The sequence below is a fragment of the Pelomonas aquatica genome (assembly GCF_026712205.1).
Classification (GTDB): Bacteria; Pseudomonadota; Gammaproteobacteria; order Burkholderiales; family Burkholderiaceae_C; genus Pelomonas; species Pelomonas aquatica.
Genome location: NZ_JAPPUW010000010.1, coordinates 137,572 through 153,658, shown reverse-complemented (window position 1 = coordinate 153,658; position 16,087 = coordinate 137,572). Strand labels below are relative to the sequence as shown.

Here is a 16,087-nt window from a genome sequence, read left to right as displayed (position 1 = left end):
AGCCGGGCTCGGCTGCGCCGCTCAGTCGGCAAGGCGCAGCGGGAGCCGCGTCGGCGGCGTCGAGCAGTGCAGCAGACGCAGCAGATCGCCCTGCTTGGAGGTGCCGGTCTTGGCATAGATCCGCTGCAGATGGGTCCGAACCGTGGGCTCTCCGACGCCGAGCATGTCGGCGGTCTGGACGCCGCCGAGGCCCTGCGACAGCGCCATCAGCACGCGCAGCTCGCTGCCCGTGAGTCCGTGCAGGCGCGCAAAGGCCTCGCCGGGCATGAGCGGCACATGGGCGGGATACTGGATGAATATCGCGACGCTGGCCGCGAAGGGCGCGAGAACCCCGCTGCGCTGGCCGTCGGCGACCGGCAGCAGGGTGGCGACGGTGCCCCCGCCGCGCCCGTCGGGGAGGCCGATGGACGGGTTCTGCGCGTCAATGACGGCACCGGCGTGGCCGCAGGCCTCGATGGCCAGGTCCAGCGCATGGTGTGCGGCCGGATCGATGGCGGCCAGCCGGTCGTTGACCAGGCGAATCGACCGGCCCGCCCTCACCTGGCGCTCGGCGGAGGTGTTCATGTAGACGATGCGTCGATCCCGCGCCGCGAGAAACACGCCGGCCGCCAGGCCGTCGAGCGTGCGCTCGAGCAGCTCCGACTTCAGCACCCGGATGTCGAGCGCATCGGAAATCGCCAGGGCTCGGCAGACATGCGGGGCCAGCAGTCCGAACAGGCCGAGGTCGCGCGGCTGGTAGTGCGCCGCGGCGTCGCCGCGCGACACATGCAGCGATGCCGCGCGCCCGCCGGTGCGCAGCGCCGGAAACCACATCAGGTCCCGGATGCCATAGGGTTGCAGAACCTCGCCGTGGAAGCGGCTGTCGTGCGGCTGGAAGCGCTCCATCGACAGCGCGCTCACGTCGCCGACGTTGGCGACGATGTCCGCCACGGCCATGGGGCTGTCGGCGTAGCGGGCGGCCAGCGTCCGCAGGAACTCGGGCGCGTAGCCGAACACGAACAGCTGGTCGTTCTGGCGATGGCGCAGGTCATGCACGCAGATGCCGCCCGCACCGCTGTCGCAGCATTCGGCGATCCTTCGCGACGTCGCGACCCAGCGCTGGGGATCGAGCGAGCAGTCGTAGATCGCGCCGATCAGGTCGGAAAGCTCGGCTGCGGAAATGCCCTCGAAGCCTGTCATCGCGTCACCTCGGAGCGTGGGCGGAATTTCCCGCGAAGCGATCGCCGCACCCTACCATGGGAACGGCCCCGCCGCCCGCCCCGGTCCGGCCGGGACATGGAGCTCGCCTCAAAGCCCGTCCGCCGCACGGGCCTCGAAGCGCGCGAAGCGCCGCGCCAGCCCCGGCATCAGCAGCAGGTTGAGCGCCGTCGAGGTGACGAGCCCGCCGAGGATGACCAGGGCCATCGGCCCCTCGATCTCGCGCCCCGGCGCGCCGCTGCCCAGCGCCAGCGGCAGCAGGCCGAGCGCGGTGGCCAGTGCCGTCATCAGGATGGGCGACAGGCGCTCGACGGCCGCGCGCCGCGCGGTCTGCGCGTCCCAGGGCAGGCCTTCCGCCAGTACCAGGCTCTCGGCATGCGAGAGCAGCATCACCGCATTGCGCAGCGAGATGCCGAACAGCGTCACGAAGCCCACCAGTGCGCCGAGCGTCAGGCCGCCGCCCGAGGCCGCCAGGGCCAGTGCGCCGCCCGAGAGCGCGAAGGGCAGGTTCAGCAGGCACAGCGCCGCATGGCGGGCCCGGCCCAGGGCCAGCCAGAGCATCAGCGCGATGGCCACCGCCGCGACCGCCGAATGCGCCACGAGCTGGCGCGCCGCCTGGGCCTGGGCCTCGGCCGCGCCGCCGAACTCCACGTAGTCGCCCGGCGCGAGCCTGGCCTCGCGCGCGACGCGCGCCTTGGCCTCGGCGACGAAGGAGGCCAGGTCGCGGCCGACGACATTGCAGGTGATGGTCTGCGCGCGGCGGGCGCCGCTGCGCAGCACGGCATAGCGGCCCGTGGCCGCGTAGACCTCGGCGAGCTGATCCAGACGCAGCAACTGGCCGTCCGGCGCGCGGATGGGCAGCGCCTTCACGTCGTCGATGCCGCGGCGCTGCTGCGGCGCCAGCGTCACCGCGACATTGAAGACCCGGGCGCCCTCCTGCACCTGGCCGGCCACCGCGCCCTGGAAGGCCGTCTGGGCGGCGTCCAGCACATCGGCCGACGCCACGCCCCATTGCGCCAGCGCGTCGGGCCGCAGCCGGATGCCGATCTCGGGCGCGCCGGGCGGCGCCTCGACGTGCACGTCGGCCGCACCGCGCAGCGAGCCCAGCAGCGCGGCAATGCGCCGGGCCTCGGCGTCCAGCGTGTCCAGGTCCTGGCCGAAGACGCTCACCGCGACCGCGGCGGTGTAGCCGGACAGGGTCTCCTCGACGCGCTCGACGAGGAAGGTCTTCACCGAGAAGGCGATGCCCGGCGTGCCCGCCAGCGCGCGGCGCACCGCGGCCTCGGCCGCCTCGGCCTCGTCCTCCGAGGCCAGCGGCAGGAGGTCGACGTCGAACTCGCTGTAATGCGGCCCCCAGGTGTCGTCGGCCTTCTCGGCGCGGCCCGCGCGCTGGCCCACGGCGCGCACCTGCGGGATGGCCAGCAGCCGCTTCGAGATGCCCTCGCCGACGCGCAGCGACTCGGCCAGCGAGGTGCCGGGCAGCGCGGACACGTGGATGACGTAATTCCCCTCGCGCAGCTCGGGCAGGAAGTCGCCGCCCAGCCAGGCCAGCGCGCCGAGGGCCGCAGCCATCAGCGCGGCGGCGCCGAGCGCCACCGCGGCCCAGCGCCGTTCCACCGCCCCCAGCAGCCGGCCATAGCCCGCCTTGAGTCCCGCGGCCAGGCGCGCCTCGCGCTCGCGATGCACCTGCCCCGGCAGCAGGGCCAGGCACAGGGCCGGCGTGACGCTGACGGCCACGGCCAGCGAGGCCATCGTGGCGAGCAGATAGCTCTGCGCGAGCGGCGCGAAGAGCCGGCCGGCCAGGCCGGGCAGGGTCAGCACCGGCAGGAAGACCAGGCCGATGGCCAGCGTCGCGTAGACCACGGCGCTGCGCACCTCCAGCGTCGCCTGCAGCACGACGCCGGCCACCGGCTCGGGCCGCGCGCGCTCGGCGTTCAGGCGCAGCCGGCGGTGCACGTTCTCGACGACGAGGATGGCGTCGTCCACCAGCAGGCCGATGGCGATGGCCAGGCCGCCGAGGGTCATGGTGTTGAGGCTGACGCCGCGCTCGACCATGACGGCGACGGCGGCCAGCAGGGACAGCGGGATCGCCGCCAGCGCGATCGCCGACGCGCGCCAGTTGGCCAGGAAGAGCACGACGACCCCCACGACCAGGCCGGCGCCGATGGCCAGCGATTCCTTGACGTTGCGCGTGGCCGCCTCGATGAAATTGGCCGGCCGGAACAGGTCGGCGGCCAGCTCGACGCCCTCGGCCCGCAGGCGCGGGCGCAGCGCCTCGATGGCGCGCTCGGCGGCGCGCGTGACCTCCAGCGTGTCGGCGCCGTACTGCTCCGAGACGACGAGTTGAACGGCGGCCTGGCCGTTGTAGGTGGCGGCGCCCACCGGGGGCTCGGGCGCCTCGCGGACCTCGGCCACCTCGCCCAGCGTCAGGTTGGCGCCGTCCTGCCGGCGGATCACGGCCGCCGCCAGCGCCGCCGCATGCCCCGGGGGCGCTTCGGCGCGCAGCACGATGCGCTGGTTGGCATCCTCGATGAAGCCGGCGCCGCGCAGGCCCAGGGCCTTGCGCGCCGTGTCCACGACCTCGCCGATGGACAGGCCGTATTTGGCGAGCCGCTCGCGCCGCACCTGGATCTGGATATCCCTGGCCTCGCCGCCGAACACCGCGACCTTGGCCACGCCCGGCGCGGCCAGCAGGCGCGGCTTGACCATCCAGTCGGCCAGCGTGCGCAGTTCCATCGGCGAGCGGGTCTTCGAGGTCAGGGCCAGGACCAGCGAGGTGCTGACCGAGGAGGTCAGCGCCGACATCGCCGGCGCCTGCACGCCGGCCGGCAGCTGCCCCGCCAGGACCGAGAGGCGCTCGGACAGGCTTTGCCGGTCGCGCAGGATGTCGGTGGCCGGATCGAAGCCCACCGTCACCACCGACAGGCCCTGGATCGACTGCGAGCGCAGGCTGGCCACGCCGGGCACGCCGTTGACGGCGTTCTCGACCGGCTGCGTCACCAGCAGCTCGACCTGCTCCGGCGCGAGGCCGGGCGCCTCGGTCTGGATCGCGACCTGGGGCGGCGCGAACTCGGGGAAGACGTCGTAGCGCGCCTGCTGGAAGACGAAGCCGCCATAGGCGGCCGACAGCGCCGCCAGCGCGACGGCGACGCCGCGATGGCGCAGCGAGGCGCGGACGATGGCGGCGAGCAGCCCGGTGCCGGCCTGCGTCATTTGTCGTCCTCGCCGAGCTTGATGGCCGCGCGCAGCTCCTGCGAGAGCAGCGACTGAGCGCCGCGCGACGCGACCCGGGCGGGCTTGAAGCCGGGCACGAACCAGCCGCCCTCGACGCGGCGGGCGTCGGCGGCCTCGCGCCGCTCGAAGCGCCCCGGCGCCTCTTCCACATAGGCCCATTGCCGGCCCTGCCACCACAGCAGGGCCCCCGCGGGCAGCCACGCGCCGGACTGCTTGGCGCCGGATGCGATGTGCGCCTGCAGCGTTTGACCGACGGCGGCACCTAGGCCGTCCATCGCATAGAAGTAGGCCGGCCCTTGGACGCGCGGATCCGAAGTCGGGGACTGCGCGATCAGCCGCGCCCGACGATGGCTTTCGGAAGCGAGCTCGACGTCCATCGACGCGGGCATGACGACCGGCGCCGGGCCGGATGCGGCCGTGACGCGAAGCAGGAGCTGCCGGCCCGCCTCGAGGTCCAACCAGAGCCCGCCGCGCGTCACCATCGACTGGGTGAGCGCGGCGCCCCAGCGCGCTCGGGCGGACGCCTGCGCGGCCTGCAATGCGGCGCCAGCAGCTTGGGCACCCGCCGCGTCGGCGCGCCAGGCGGCCTCGGCGCTCTCGAGGGCGCGGTCGGACGCATTGCGCTCCAGCGCGTGCAGGCCTTTGACGCGCTCGTGGTCGCGGCGCGAGGCCTCGAGCGCGGCGTCCGCGCGTTCGGCCTGGGCACGCGCATTGGCGATGGACGCTGCAGCGTCGATCAGCTCCTGCATCGGCAGGACCGTCGCGATCGCGAGGGTCGGGGCTTGTGCCTCGCTGGCGCGTGCGTCGGCGGTCTCGATGCCTGCGCGCTCACGGGCTTCCTGGTCGAGCGACACGCCGGGCTCGGTGTCGGTCTCGTGCGCGCGGGCGGCCTCGCCCGCGGCCGCAGGCGGGGCGGCTTCGGAATGCGCGCGCCAGGCCGACAAGCCGGCGAGGCCGGCAAGGACTGCGAGAAGGGTTGCCGTCGCGGCGGCGCCGAGGGTGTGCTTGCGCTTCATGGCTGGGCTTTCGTCGGAGCGCTCGGCAGCGGGCGGCGCAGCGCGTCTTCGACGCGGCCGGCCGCCCGGTGGGCGTCGAGCGTGGATTCGGTCAGGGCGGCGTCGGCCGCGGAGGCCTCCAGCCGGGCGGCCAGCAGGGCCGGCCTGTCGATGGCGCCGGCCTCGAAGGCCGCCGTTGCGGCATGCAGCCGGGCGCCCTGGTCCGCGGCGATGCGCGCGGCCAGGTCCAGCTGCCGGCGGGCCTGGCCGTAGGCCGCCTGCGAGTCGGCGATCTCGGCCATGGCCTGCTCCTGCACGCCGCGAAAGGCGGCCGCCGCCTCTTCGCGACGCGCCTTGGCCTCGGCGATGGGGCCCTGGTTGCGGTCGAAGACCGGCAGGCTCAGCGCGAGGCCGAGCGACCATTTCAGCGCGCCGGCGTCCCAGCTGTAGCCGGGGCCGATGGCGAGATCCGGGTACTGGCGCGCGATCTCGATCTGCAGCGCCGCCTGCGAGGCCTCGTAGTCGGCCAGCGCCGCCAGCACATCGGGGCGGGTCTGCAACGCGCCCCGGGCGGCCGTCGCGAGGGCGGCGGGCTCGGGCAGGGCCGTGGGGCCCAGGTCGTCGAAGGGCAGCCGGGCCGCGTCCAGGGCCTGCGCGGGCAGGCCGAGCGAGGCGGCCAGCCGGCGCCGGCCCTCGTCGCGGCGGCGCAAGGCCTCCTGGGCCGCCAGCTGGGCCTGGCGGGCAGCCAGGCGCGCCTGCAGGGCCTCGCCGCTGCCGATCATGCCGGCTGCCAGGCGGCGCTCGCTGTCATCGGCCAGGGCCTGCTGGAGGGCCGCGCGTTCCAGCGTCTCGCGCTCCAGCGGATAGGCGGCCAGATAGGCCTCCCGCGTGCGCGAGCGGATGTGCCACAGGGCCTCGGCCTGGGCCTGCTGCGCCGCGCGGGCCAGCCAGGCCGCGCGCGCGGCGCGCAGCTCGCGCTTGCCGGCCGTCTCCATCGGCAGGTCCAGGCCCAGGCCATAGGTCCACGCCGGCGTGCCGGGCGCGGCGCTGCGGTTCTGCTGCGCCGAGGCCGAGAGCGCCGGGTTGGGGCGCGCGCCCGCCGCTCGCGCGGCCGCGTCGGCGGCCTGAAGCCGGGCGGCCGCGAGCGCGGCCTCGGGGTGGCGGTGGGCGGCTTCGTCCTGCAGGGCGGCGAGGCGCCAGGGGCCGGGGCCGATGGCGCGCGCCTCGAAGGCGGCGGCCTCGGCCTGCGGGTCGAGGGGGCGGGGCTGGTAGCCCGCGCAGCCGGCGAGGGCCGCGCAGGCGCCGGCGACGGCCGCGAGGGCGGCGAAGGGCGTGTTCATGGAACTCCGGAGGGTGGGCGGACGGGCGGCGCGGCAGCGGGCGCGCGCCGGCTCGATGGGCGGTCAGGCCGCTGCCACGAACCTCGGAGGTCTCTCGATGGGCGAGGCACGCGCCGACAGCGGCAGCCAGCGCACCGTGGCCGGCAGGCGCTGGCCGGGCTCATCGAAGCTCGGCGCCGGCGCCGGCGGCATCGGCATGGCCACGAGGGCGATCAGCTCCTCGTAGACGGAGTGCTTGTGCAGGCCGGCCTGTTCCGCCGAGGCCTTGGCAGGCCCGGCGATGGCCTGCTCCTGGCCCACCTCGGCCATCAGCTCGTCCACATAGGGCGCGTCTCCCAGGTTGAGCATGACGCACAACAGGAGCAGGCGCAGGAAGAGCGGGCGCAGGAAGACGGCCATGGCCGGACGATTCTAGGAGGCGCTTGAGCGCGCGCTGCAGCGCGTGCTCGGCGCCGGCGGTTCAATTCGGGCGCCTGGCCTCACCCAACACCTAAAATCCGCCGCCTCGTCCTTTCGCCCGCCGTCATGCCCCAAGCGCTCTACGAATCCAGCCTGACCTCCCTGCCGCTGCTCGGCCGCGGCAAGGTGCGCGAGAACTATGCCGTCGGCGCGGACCGCATCCTGATGGTGGCCAGCGACCGGCTGTCGGCCTTCGACGTCATCATGGGCGAGCCCATCCCGGGCAAGGGCGCGCTGCTGACGCGGATGGCGCTGTTCTGGTTCGACAAGCTGCAGGGCATCGTCCCCAACCACCTGACCGGCGACGACCCGCTGTCCGCCGTGCAGACGGAGGCCGAGCGCGCGCAGATCCGCGACCGCGCGATGCTGGTCAAGCGCCTCAAGCCCCTGCCCATCGAGGCCGTCGTGCGCGGCTACCTGGCCGGCAGCGGCTGGGCCGAATACCAGAAGACGCAGAACGTCTGCGGCGTCGCGCTGCCGGCCGGCCTGCGCAATGCCGACAAGCTGCCCGCGCCCATTTTCACGCCTGCCACCAAGGCCGAGATGGGCGACCACGACGAGAACATCTCGTTCGAGCAGGCCGCCGCCATCATCGGCGCCGACCTCGCCGCCCGCGTGCGCGACATCTCCATCCAGCTCTACCGGCGCGCGGCCGACTTCGCGCTGACCAAGGGCATCATCATTGCCGACACCAAGTTCGAGTTCGGGCTGGACGCCGACGGCACGCTGACGCTGATGGACGAGGTGCTGACGCCCGACTCCTCGCGCTACTGGCCGGTCGAGAGCTATGCGCCGGGCCGCAACCCGCCGAGCTACGACAAGCAGTTCGTGCGCGACTGGCTGGAGGCCGTGCGCATCGACGGCCAGCCCTGGGGCAAGAAGGCGCCCGCGCCAGCCCTGCCGGCCGAGGTCATCGCCAACACGGTGCAGAAGTACGAAGAGGCCCTGCAGCGCCTGACCGCGTGATGGTGAAGCTGCGCAGCCGGCTCGCCCAGCGGCTCGACGGCGAAATCGCCGCCGTGGCCGCGATGCCGGCGCGCGCGGCCGTGCTGCAGGTCCAGCGCGCCATCCTGTGGCTGCGCCACGGCCGCGACGCCGAGGCCCGCGAGGCGCTGGACCGGCTGCATGCCCTCGCCCTCGTGCATCCGCGCGCCGAGCTGGCCGCCTGGCTGCACCTGGCCCAGGGCCTGATGGCCTATTTCGGCGCGTTCTCGGGCTTCGGCGGCGGTGCGCGCGAGCGCGTGCGCCGCGCCCGCGTGATCGCCGACGCCGCCGGCCTCGTGCCGCTGCGGACCCTGGCCGACGCCTGGCTGGCGCAGATGGATTTCGTCGGCCGCGACATCGACGGCCTCATCGCCCATGCCCAGGCCACGCTGGCCGCGCTGACGCCCGACGACCACGGCGCCGCCTACCGCGTCGCGACGGCGCTGGCCTCGGCCTGGAGCCTGGCCGGCGGCGAGGCCGCGGCCTCGCCCTGGTATGCCTGGGCGCGCCAGCACGCCATCGCCGAGGGCGACGACGCCGGCATGGCGGCCCTGCTCTACAACCAGACGCAGATGCGCGCGCTGCGCATCCGCCATGCCGCGCTGGCCGGCGAGCCGGGCGAGGCGCCGGCCGTGCTGCTCGGCGTCGAGTCCGTCGGCCACTTCGACGACGCGGTCGGCGGCTCCGCCCGCGGCGACCTGATGCCGCTGCTGCGCGCCCAGCTGATGGTCGTGCAGGGCGACTACGCCGAGGCGGCCGCGCTGCTGGAGGCCCAGCTGCCGGCCGCGATGGCCGCCGGCCTGGCGCGTCTGGGCGGCAGCCTGCTGGCCGACCTGGCCTGGTGCTGGGCCAACAGCGGCGACGCGCTGCGCGCCCGCGCACTGGCCGACCAGGCCGCGCTGGAGGTGCTGGCCGAGGACCAGCCCAGCTGCGACATCGACGAGCGCGCCGCGCTGCACGCCCGCCTGGCCCAGGTCTACGCCAGGCTGCACGAGGACAGGCTGGCCGCGGCCCAGGCCGATGCGGCGGCCGCCGCCTGGGCCGAAGACGCGGCCCAGCGCCGCGACTGGTGCGAGCGCCTGAACCGCGCCGGCTTGGGGCATCCGCCACGCTGAATCCTTTCTTAAGGGCTTATGCGAGGGGGGCTGGCGGGGCCGGCTGGGTTACCCTCGCCGGCCTATGACCGCCGACGCCCGCGACGACGACAGCATCAATGCCCTGCCGGCCGGCACGCGCTTCGGCGAGCTGGAGATCCTGGGCACCCTCGGCGTGGGCGGCTTCGGCATCGTCTACCTCGCGCGCGACCACTCGCTGGAGCGCGAGGTCGCGATCAAGGAGTACATGCCCAGCCAGTTCGCGCAGCGCGACGGCCAGTCCCAGGTGTCGGTGCGCTCGATGTCGATGCGCGAGACCTTCGAGCTGGGCCGGCGCAGCTTCGTCAACGAGGCCCGGCTGCTGGCCCGCTTCGACCACCCCTCGCTGCTCAAGGTCTACCGCTTCTGGGAAGCCAACGGCACGGCCTATATGGCCATGCCGCGCCTGGTGGGCCAGAACCTGCGCGAGGCGCGCAAGGCCCAGCCCATGCCGCCGCCCGAGGCCTGGACGCGGCGCATCTTCGACGCCGTGCTGGGCGGCCTGGCCGTGCTGCATGCCCAGCATGTCTGGCACCGTGACGTCGCGCCCGACAACATCTTCCTGCCGGCCGACGGCGGCCCGCCTATCCTGCTGGACTTCGGCGCCGCCCGCCAGGCCATCGGCGACCATACCCAGGTCTTCACGGCCATCCTCAAGCCCAGCTATGCGCCCATCGAGCAGTACGCCGAGGCCACCAGCCTGAAGCAGGGCCCGTGGACGGATTTCTATGCGCTGGCCGCGGCCATGCACGATCTGCTGACCGGCCGCCCGCCGCCGCCCTGCACGGCGCGCGCGATGGGCGACGAACTGGCGCCGCTGGCCGTGCCGGGCTATTCGCCCGCCTTCCTCGCGGCGCTGGACTGGGCGCTGCGCGTGCCGCCCCACCAGCGCCCGCAAAGCGCCGCCGCCTGGCGCGAGGTGCTGGAAGGCCGCGCCGGCGTGCCGGCCGCCCAGCCCGCGCCGCCGCGTGCCGCATCGACGCCCGAGGCGGCGCTGGACGTCGAGTTCGCTGACACCGTGCAGGCGCAGCCTCCGGAGTCGGAGGAAACCATCGTCGTGCCGGCATCGCGTACCGCACCCCAGGCGCCGCAGCCGCAGCAACCGGCCAAGGCCGCGACGCCGCGCCCGCCCGCCGCGCCGAGCGCGCCCGTGCCGGCGGCTGCGGCCCGGCGCTCCAGGGCGCCGCTGTTCGCGGCCGCCGCTGTCGTCGCGCTGCTGCTGCTCGGCCTCTTCGTGATGCAGTTGCGCAGCCATCCGGCCCAGTCGGCGGCGCAGGCCGCAGACGCCGCGGCCGCGGCCGCATCCGCCACCGTCGCGCGGGCCGAGCCGGCAGCATCGGTGGCGGCGGTGGCCAGCGCGCCCCCGGCCCCGTCGGTGGTGGCGGATGTGGCGGTGGCCAAGGCCACGCCGGCGGCGAGCGTCGCCGGCCGCGCCTCGGCCGCGACGGCGCCGCCGCGCCGCGACGGCGCGCTCAGGCCCGTCGCGCCCGAAAAGACCGCGGAGCCGCACGCCATGCCGCGCAGCCCCGTCTTCGCGGCGCCCGAGCCGGTGGCCGCCAGCCCGGCGGCCACGGCCAGGCCGGGGTCGGCGGCGACGGCCGGTGCCAGCGCCGCCGCCGACCCCGAGGCGCGCAGCCCGACCGAAGCCTGCGGCCGGCGCGTGCTGCTGGCGCTGGCCTGGTGCATCGACCGCCAGTGCGAGCGGCCGGTGTTCCAGAACCACCCGGAGTGCGTGAAGCTGCGCGAGATCCGCAACAGCCAGCGCGCGCCCTGAGGCGCGGGGCCGCGCGTCAGAACAGCGCCATCGACAGCTTGCGGCGGTACTGGTCGATCAGCGGGTCGCTGTGCACGACGGCGGCCTTGCCGGTGATCTCCAGCGTGCCGCCGGTCTTGGCCTCGGCGGCCGGCTTCGGCGCCGGCTTGGCCAGCAGTTCCAGGATGGCCACATAGGCCTTGCGCGCGGCATCAAGGTTCCAGGCCTTGTCGCGCATGATGATCTCCAGCAGCTCGTCCATCGCCGCGGTGAAGCGCTGGCCGGCCAGATGCGTCTGCGCGAGCGCGAAGCGCGCATCGAAGTCGCGCTTGTTCGCGGCGATGGCGGCCTGCAGCGCGGCCGGGTCGGCGTGCGCGGCGGCCTCGCAGGCGGCCAGCCAGGTGGCCAGCGCGGCCAAGCGCGGCGCGGGCACCAGCGTGTCGGCGGCCTTGGCGGCCACGGGCTCGAAGGCGGCGCGCGCCTCGGCCACCAGGCCCAGCTCCAGCAGTGCCTTCACGTAGTCGAAGCGGGCGACGTCGTTGGCCGGGTCGGTCTGCACCGCATGCGCCAGCCTGGCCAGCGCGGCCTCCAGGTCGCCGTCGGCCATCAGGTCCTCGGCGGCGGCCACGTCGGCCTCGGCCTCCAGCTCCTCGCCGGCCGGCACATGCTTGTCCAGGAATTCGCGGATCTGGGCCTCGGGCAGCGCGCCGACGAAGCCGTCCACCGGCTGGCCGCCGGCGAACATCACGCAGAAGGGGATGGAGCGCACGCCGAACATCTGGCTCAGCTGGGTCGCGATCTCGGGCACCTCGTCGCTGTTGAGCTTGGCCAGCGTGAAGCGGCCGGCGTAAGCCTCTTCCAGCTTCTCCAGGATGGGGCCGAGCGTGCGGCAGGGGCCGCACCACGGCGCCCAGATGTCCAGCAGCACGGGGCGCTGCTGGGACGCGACGATGAGTTCGGCTTCGAAGTTCTGGAGGGTGATGTCGATCATGGCGGAATGAGTAGCCTGCTGGCGCTGCGGGAGTCGGTGCGAGAGGGGCTGCGCGGGTGCAGGGCTAGGCGCCGCGCTGAAGCCCGGGCTGGGTGCCCGGGCAAGGCGCGCAACGACGCCATGCGCCCGCGCAGCCCCTCTCCCGAAGGGTTGTCACTCAAAAGCCCGCGCGCGGCGTTGCGAAGCCTCGCTGGGGACGACCCCAGCTTCGACTTCGCGCCTTGCTCGCGGGCTTTTGAGTGTCAACGCATCCGACTCCCGCAGCGCCAGCAGGCTACCTGGGGGCGCCACCTACAATTCAAGGCTTTTCTGAGCCTCGGAGCGCGCCCTTGTCTATGTCAGCCCCTACGAACCCGGACGCCGTCGTCGGCATCGTCATGGGCTCCAGCAGCGACTGGGAGACGATGAAGCTGGCGGCCGAGATTCTGACCGAGTTCGGCATCGCCTTCGAGGCGCGGGTCGTGTCGGCCCACCGCATGCCCGACGAGATGTTCGCCTACGCCGAGGCCGCCTCGGGCCGCGGCCTGAGGGCCATCATCGCCGGCGCCGGCGGCGCGGCCCATCTGCCGGGCATGCTGGCCGCCAAGACGACGGTGCCGGTGCTGGGCGTGCCGGTCGCCAGCCGCCATCTGCAGGGCGTCGACTCCCTGCATTCCATCGTGCAGATGCCCAAGGGCATCCCGGTCGCGACCTTCGCCATCGGCAATGCCGGCGCGGCCAATGCGGCGCTGTTCACCGTGGCGATGCTGGCCACCGGCGATGCCGGCCTGCTGGACAAGTTGAACGCCTTCCGCGCGCGCCAGACGGCCGTTGCGCAGGCGATGAGCGAGGAACTGCGTTGAGCGCGCTGCTTCCCGGCGCCGCGACGCTCGGCGTGCTCGGTGGCGGCCAGCTCGGCCGCATGTTCGTGCACGCGGCCCAGGCCCTGGGCTACCGCTGCATCGTGCTGGACCCGGACGCCATCAGCCCGGCCGGCGCCGTGGCCGAGACCCACATCGAGGCCGACTACCTCGACCCCGTCGGCCTGGCCCAGCTGGCGCGCGACTGCGACGCGATCACGACCGAGTTCGAGAACGTGCCGGCGCTGGCGCTGCAGACCCTGGCCGGCATGCGCGTCGTCGCGCCCGCCGCGGCGGCCGTGGCCGTCTGCCAGGACCGCGCCGTCGAGAAGGCGCATTTCGAGGCGGCAGCCGCGCAGTCGGGCGTGTATCCGGCGCCGCATGCCGTCATCAGCAACGCCATCGAGCTGGCCGCCATCGACCCGGCCCTGCTGCCCGGCATCCTGAAGACCAGCCGCATGGGCTATGACGGCAAGGGCCAGCTGCGCGTGTCCACACCGGCCGAACTGGCCGCGGCCTGGGACGAGCTCAAGCGCGAGCCCTGCGTGCTGGAGCAGATGCTGCCGCTGAAGGCCGAGCTCAGCGTGCTGGTCGCGCGCGGCGCGGACGGGCAGATCGTCCACTACCCTGCCCAGCAGAACCTGCACCGCGGCGGCATCCTGGCCGTCACCGAGGTGCCCGCGCCCGGCCTGCCTGCCGACGTGCAGCAGCGCGCCATCGCCGCGGCCCGCCAGGTCGCCGCGGCGCTGGCCTATGTCGGCGTGCTGTGCGTGGAGTTCTTCTGGCTGGAAGACGGCCGCCTGGTCGTCAACGAGATGGCGCCGCGCCCGCACAACTCCGGCCACTGGACGATGGACGGCTGCGACGTGTCGCAGTTCGAGCTGCAGGTGAGGGCGCTCGCCGGCCTGCCGCTGCCCGAGCCGCGCCGGCATTCGGCTTCCGTCATGCTGAATCTGCTGGGCGACCTGTGGTTCACCGAGGCCGGCGGCCCGACGCCGCCGGCCTGGGACCGCGTGCTGGCCCTGCCCGGCACCCATCTGCATCTCTACGGCAAGGCCGAGGCGCGCCATGGCCGCAAGATGGGCCATCTGAACATCACGGCCGAAACGCCCGAGGCGGCCCATGCCGTGGCCCTGCAGGCGGCTGCCATCCTGGGCCTGCCCGCCGATTTCTGATGCTGCTGTTGCCCGGCAACGATCCCGCCGCTGTCCAGGCCGCCGCACGGCGCCTGGCCGATGGCGAACTGCTGGGCCTGCCGACCGAGACCGTCTACGGCCTGGCCGCGCGCGCCGACCGCGACGCGGCGGTCGCCAGGATCTTCGCGGCCAAGGGCCGACCCAGCGACCACCCGCTGATCGTCCATGTGCTGGACGCCGCCGGCGCCGAGCCCTTCGCCGACCACCTGCCCGCCACGGCGCGCCGGCTGATGGACGCCTTCTGGCCGGGCCCGCTGACCGTCATCGTGCCGCGCCGGCTGGGCGTGGCCGAGGCGGCGGCGGGCGGCCAGGCCACCGTGGCGCTGCGCTCGCCGGCCCACCCGGTCGCCCGCGCCGTGCTGGCCGCGGCGCGTGAATTGGGTGTGCAGGGCGTGGCCGCGCCCAGCGCCAACCGCTTCGGCCGCGTCAGCCCGACGCTGGCCCGCCATGTCGTCGAGGAGTTCGGCCCCGGGCTGATGGTGCTGGACGGCGGCGCCTGCGAGGTGGGCATCGAATCCAGCATCGTGGACTGCAGCCGAAGCGATACCCATCGGCCGGCGCTGCTGCGCCCCGGCCTGATCGGCGCTGCGCGCATCGAGGCCGTGCTCGGCGTGGCGCTGGCCGCGCCGGATGCCCAGGCACCCAGGGCCTCGGGCACGCTGGCCGCCCACTATGCGCCCGCGGCCCGAGTGCGGCTGCTCGACGCCGAGCGCCTGGCTTTACGTTTGGCCGCGGCGGCGGCCGGCGCGAGCCTGGAAGGGGTGGCGGTATATTCACGCGCCCAACCGCCCGGCGGGCTGGCCTGGAAATGGCAGGCCCTGCCGGCCGACCCGGCGGCGGCGGCGCACGAGTTGTTCGCGGTGCTGCGGGCCCTGGATGCGGCCGGCGCCCGCGAGATCTGGGTCGAGGCGCCTCCGCGCGACCCGGCCTGGGATGGCGTGCGAGACCGGCTCAGCCGGGCCGCCGCCGCCTTCACCGATTGAGTTCCTGTCCCTGAGTTGATCGTCATGCAACGTGTTGTGTCCCAGAAAATCAAGCGCGGCCTGGCCGCGGTGGCGGCAGCCGCGCTCGTTGCCGGCTGCGGCGGCGGGGGCACCTCGCAGATCGACCCGTTCAAGCCGACGCGCATCGTCGCCTTCGGCGACGAGAGCGGCGCCATCCTGCAGAGCGGCAAGAAATACACGATCAACGGCCTGAACGCCGACACCAAGCTGATCGACTGCAAGCTCAACCCCGTCTGGAGCCAGGTGCTGGCCTATGGCTTCGGCATGGTCTACCCGCAGTGCAACACCGATTACGTCGCGCTGCCCCAGGGCATCATGTACGCGGCGGCCGGCGACAAGGTCGCCGATGTGCAGGCCAAGATCGACCAGCACCTGTCCAACGACGGCTTCGGCCCCAAGGACCTGGTGGCCCTGTTCGTCGGCGTCAACGACATCCTGGAGCTCTACCGGCAGTTCCCGGCCGTCAGCAGCGACTCGCTGATCAACGAGGCCAAGGCGCGTGGCAAGCTGCTGGCGCAGCAGGCCAACCGCATCGCCAACGCCAACGGTCGCGTGCTGGTCAGCACCATCTTCGACGTCGGCCTGACGCCCTTCGGCCAGAACGAGAGGCAGCAGCAGACCGACACCGACCGCGCCGTCTTTCTGAACGACCTGAGCTCGGCCTTCAACACCGCGCTGCGCCTGAACCTGCTGAACGACGGCCGCCTGATCGGCCTGGTGCTGACGGACGAGACCATCCAGCAGATCGCGCGCTACCCGACCGCCTTCGGCTACACGAACGTGACGCAGGCCGCCTGCCGCACCGACGTCGCGGCGCAGGAATGCACCACCGACACCCTGCAGCCCGGCGCGAGCGCGACGACCTGGCTGTGGGCGGGCAGCACGCTGCTGGCGCCGGGCGCGCAGCAGCGCATCGGCACGCTGGCGCTGACCCGCGCCCGCAACAACCCGTTCTGAGGTCG

At 74.0% G+C, this 16,087-nt stretch carries 13 protein-coding genes; 7 read left to right on the top strand and 6 right to left on the bottom strand.

Features of this window, described 5'->3' with window-relative positions; translation table 11 throughout:
- Positions 1–21 precede the first annotated feature (21 nt).
- The 5 genes from NYP07_RS12850 to NYP07_RS12830 form a co-directional block, all read right to left on the bottom strand.
- Positions 22–1,179 (bottom strand): helix-turn-helix transcriptional regulator, encoded by a 1,158-nt coding sequence (locus NYP07_RS12850; protein WP_268151019.1) that lies wholly within the window; start codon positions 1,177–1,179, stop codon positions 22–24.
- Positions 1,180–1,287: 108 nt separating this feature from the next.
- Entirely contained in the window at positions 1,288–4,410 is a 3,123-nt protein-coding gene (locus tag NYP07_RS12845; RefSeq protein WP_268151017.1) for an efflux RND transporter permease subunit, read from the bottom strand.
- A complete protein-coding gene (locus NYP07_RS12840) occupies positions 4,407–5,447 on the bottom strand; it encodes an efflux RND transporter periplasmic adaptor subunit (RefSeq protein WP_268151015.1) in 1,041 nt (346 codons plus the stop codon). The genes NYP07_RS12845 and NYP07_RS12840 overlap by 4 nt, the downstream gene beginning before the upstream one ends.
- Positions 5,444–6,766 carry a TolC family protein gene (locus NYP07_RS12835; RefSeq protein ID WP_268151013.1) on the bottom strand — a complete coding sequence of 441 codons (1,323 nt, stop codon included), beginning with the start codon at positions 6,764–6,766 and terminating at the stop codon, positions 5,444–5,446. Before NYP07_RS12835 ends, NYP07_RS12840 begins: the two co-directional genes overlap by 4 nt.
- Before the next feature lie 63 nt (positions 6,767–6,829).
- Positions 6,830–7,165, bottom strand: coding sequence for a hypothetical protein (locus NYP07_RS12830; RefSeq protein ID WP_268151011.1), 336 nt, complete (start codon positions 7,163–7,165; stop codon positions 6,830–6,832).
- Positions 7,166–7,291: 126 nt separating this feature from the next.
- Between NYP07_RS12830 and NYP07_RS12825 the strand changes: the two genes are divergently transcribed.
- The 3 genes from NYP07_RS12825 to NYP07_RS12815 all read left to right on the top strand — a co-directional run bounded on the left by NYP07_RS12825 (position 7,292) and on the right by NYP07_RS12815 (position 11,116).
- Positions 7,292–8,191: a phosphoribosylaminoimidazolesuccinocarboxamide synthase gene (locus tag NYP07_RS12825; protein WP_268151009.1), complete on the top strand. Its 900-nt coding sequence runs from the start codon at positions 7,292–7,294 to the stop codon at positions 8,189–8,191.
- Entirely contained in the window at positions 8,191–9,324 is a 1,134-nt protein-coding gene (locus NYP07_RS12820; protein ID WP_268151007.1) for a hypothetical protein, read from the top strand. Before NYP07_RS12825 ends, NYP07_RS12820 begins: the two co-directional genes overlap by 1 nt.
- Before the next feature lie 64 nt (positions 9,325–9,388).
- Positions 9,389–11,116: a serine/threonine protein kinase gene (locus tag NYP07_RS12815; protein ID WP_268151005.1), complete on the top strand. Its 1,728-nt coding sequence runs from the start codon at positions 9,389–9,391 to the stop codon at positions 11,114–11,116.
- 16 nt (positions 11,117–11,132) lie between these two features.
- Here NYP07_RS12815 and NYP07_RS12810 read toward each other — a convergent pair whose 3' ends face one another.
- Positions 11,133–12,086 (bottom strand): tetratricopeptide repeat protein, encoded by a 954-nt coding sequence (locus NYP07_RS12810; protein WP_268151003.1) that lies wholly within the window; start codon positions 12,084–12,086, stop codon positions 11,133–11,135.
- 335 nt (positions 12,087–12,421) lie between these two features.
- On the opposite strand from NYP07_RS12810, the gene purE reads away from it, so the two are divergent.
- The 4 genes from purE to NYP07_RS12790 are packed head-to-tail and all read left to right on the top strand — an operon-like array spanning position 12,422 to position 16,082.
- On the top strand, positions 12,422–12,928 hold the full coding sequence (gene purE, locus NYP07_RS12805) for a 5-(carboxyamino)imidazole ribonucleotide mutase (RefSeq protein WP_268151111.1): 507 nt from the start codon (positions 12,422–12,424) through the stop codon (positions 12,926–12,928).
- Positions 12,925–14,100, top strand: coding sequence for a 5-(carboxyamino)imidazole ribonucleotide synthase (locus NYP07_RS12800; protein WP_268151001.1), 1,176 nt, complete (start codon positions 12,925–12,927; stop codon positions 14,098–14,100). Before purE ends, NYP07_RS12800 begins: the two co-directional genes overlap by 4 nt.
- Positions 14,100–15,104, top strand: coding sequence for an L-threonylcarbamoyladenylate synthase (locus NYP07_RS12795; protein WP_268150999.1), 1,005 nt, complete (start codon positions 14,100–14,102; stop codon positions 15,102–15,104). The genes NYP07_RS12800 and NYP07_RS12795 overlap by 1 nt, the downstream gene beginning before the upstream one ends.
- Before the next feature lie 36 nt (positions 15,105–15,140).
- Positions 15,141–16,082, top strand: a complete 942-nt coding sequence (locus NYP07_RS12790) for an SGNH/GDSL hydrolase family protein (RefSeq protein WP_268150997.1) — start codon at positions 15,141–15,143, stop codon at positions 16,080–16,082.
- The last annotated feature ends 5 nt before the right edge of the window (positions 16,083–16,087 follow it).

Coding starts and splice junctions, on each gene's coding strand:
- NYP07_RS12795 (WP_268150999.1), top strand. CDS start 14,100: ATGCTGCTGTTGCCCGGCAACGATCCCGCCGCTGTCCAGGCCGCCGCA.
- NYP07_RS12825 (WP_268151009.1), top strand. CDS start 7,292: ATGCCCCAAGCGCTCTACGAATCCAGCCTGACCTCCCTGCCGCTGCTC.
- NYP07_RS12840 (WP_268151015.1), bottom strand. CDS start 5,447: ATGAAGCGCAAGCACACCCTCGGCGCCGCCGCGACGGCAACCCTTCTC.
- NYP07_RS12845 (WP_268151017.1), bottom strand. CDS start 4,410: ATGACGCAGGCCGGCACCGGGCTGCTCGCCGCCATCGTCCGCGCCTCG.
- NYP07_RS12810 (WP_268151003.1), bottom strand. CDS start 12,086: ATGATCGACATCACCCTCCAGAACTTCGAAGCCGAACTCATCGTCGCG.
- NYP07_RS12820 (WP_268151007.1), top strand. CDS start 8,191: ATGGTGAAGCTGCGCAGCCGGCTCGCCCAGCGGCTCGACGGCGAAATC.
- NYP07_RS12850 (WP_268151019.1), bottom strand. CDS start 1,179: ATGACAGGCTTCGAGGGCATTTCCGCAGCCGAGCTTTCCGACCTGATC.
- NYP07_RS12815 (WP_268151005.1), top strand. CDS start 9,389: ATGACCGCCGACGCCCGCGACGACGACAGCATCAATGCCCTGCCGGCC.
- purE (WP_268151111.1), top strand. CDS start 12,422: ATGTCAGCCCCTACGAACCCGGACGCCGTCGTCGGCATCGTCATGGGC.
- NYP07_RS12830 (WP_268151011.1), bottom strand. CDS start 7,165: ATGGCCGTCTTCCTGCGCCCGCTCTTCCTGCGCCTGCTCCTGTTGTGC.
- NYP07_RS12835 (WP_268151013.1), bottom strand. CDS start 6,766: ATGAACACGCCCTTCGCCGCCCTCGCGGCCGTCGCCGGCGCCTGCGCG.